Annotated in this window: 2 protein-coding genes; both read left to right on the forward strand. The window is 42.0% G+C overall.

The window, feature by feature from the left end:
• The first annotated feature begins 90 nt into the window (after positions 1–90).
• Positions 91–1,104 carry a prephenate dehydrogenase gene (locus tag MNV_RS10675; protein WP_096205925.1) on the forward strand — a complete coding sequence of 338 codons (1,014 nt, stop codon included), beginning with the start codon at positions 91–93 and terminating at the stop codon, positions 1,102–1,104.
• A gap of 58 nt (positions 1,105–1,162) precedes the next feature.
• Positions 1,163–1,405: a hypothetical protein gene (locus tag MNV_RS10680; RefSeq protein WP_096205927.1), complete on the forward strand. Its 243-nt coding sequence runs from the start codon at positions 1,163–1,165 to the stop codon at positions 1,403–1,405.
• The last annotated feature ends 47 nt before the right edge of the window (positions 1,406–1,452 follow it).

Below are 1,452 nucleotides of genomic sequence, written 5' to 3' on the forward strand. Positions count from 1 at the left end.
AATATCACTGAAAAACGATTTCAAATATTGCTCCCAGAATGTCCCCGGGAAGTCTGCTCATGGACATCACTTCCATAAAAAACAGGCCCGATGGAAGCCATGATTAAGTATGCACCGCGAAATGTTGAGATACTGGGATCGCATCCTATGTTTGGCCCTTCAATTCCGGATATAAGGGGACAGATAGTGATTTTTACACCTGCCAATGAAAGGAGTTCAAAATGGTTGCCTTTAATAAAAAGTCTGTACGAGGATAATGGCGCACATATAGAGATATTGGATGCTCTGGAGCATGACAGGATGATGGCCGTTATCCAGGGTCTTACGCATTTTGCTTATATTACCATAGGAACGGTTTTCAGGGAGCTTGAATTCGATGTTGCAAAATCACGCAGGTTCATGAGCCCCATGTATGATATTATGCTTGACCTTGTGGGGCGGATTCTTGCCCAAAACCCGTACCTGTATGCCATGATACAGATGAATCCGGAAGTGGCAAAGGTGCATAAGGCTTACATCGACCAGTGCAACCTGATTGCAGAAATGGTACAAAGGAAAGATATTGAGGGCTTTGTGAGCCTTATGAAAAAAGCGGCTGCACATTTTGGAGATACGGAATCAGCGCTGCGGCGCTCGGATAAGCTCATTGGCACTAAAATTGCCGAGCATGAGGAACTTGTGCGCTCCACAGGCAGCGAGCGCGCAATCAAGCACATCTATTCAGGTGTTATTCATAGCGGGATCATCAGGAAAGTAACGCCAAGAACCGTTATCCTGGAACGGGGCGGGAAAAAGATCGAATTCCTTATTGAGAATATCAGACTCTTAAATGAACTGGAATTATATGCATGGAAATCAGCAAATTTAATAAATATGACACGGGATGTATCCGTTTATATTCCTGCTGCATCTGATGCAGAGATCATAAAAAGTGTAATTGAATGCAGCGGAGGGATTATATCAGCGCAAATCATCGATGTTTATAACAAACAAAATATGCAAAGTGTTACGTACAGGCTCACAATATTTGGAGATCGCGATGCAGCTATTGTGCAGGGGAGTGTTGAGAAACTTCTAAAGGGCATAGGCTGTACCATCAGGTAAGATTAATACTGAATGCACGCTATTAAATGCACGCAACAGAGAAAGAAGGTGATTTATTATGGTAGAAAAAACAACAGTCAGGCCAAAGATACAGGATTTAAAAATAGGGGATGTCCTGCATGTGGGGACAGAGGAGAAAGGGGAGATATTTAAAGTGACAAAACTCGGTGAAAATACTTTCATTTACGACCAGGGCGGCGATCTTAAGGAATATGGCAGGGCTGTAATGGCCAAAAATATCTTCGGTTTTGCGGAGAAGTACAAGGCAGTCTACTGGATAACGAGAGATGAGGAAAAATAATAAATTTTAGCTATTTGGTTTTTATTTTTTCTTCAAATAAATTTTCA

The sequence above is a fragment of the Candidatus Methanoperedens nitratireducens genome, from assembly GCF_900196725.1.
Lineage (GTDB): Archaea > Halobacteriota > Methanosarcinia > Methanosarcinales > Methanoperedenaceae > Methanoperedens > Methanoperedens nitroreducens_A.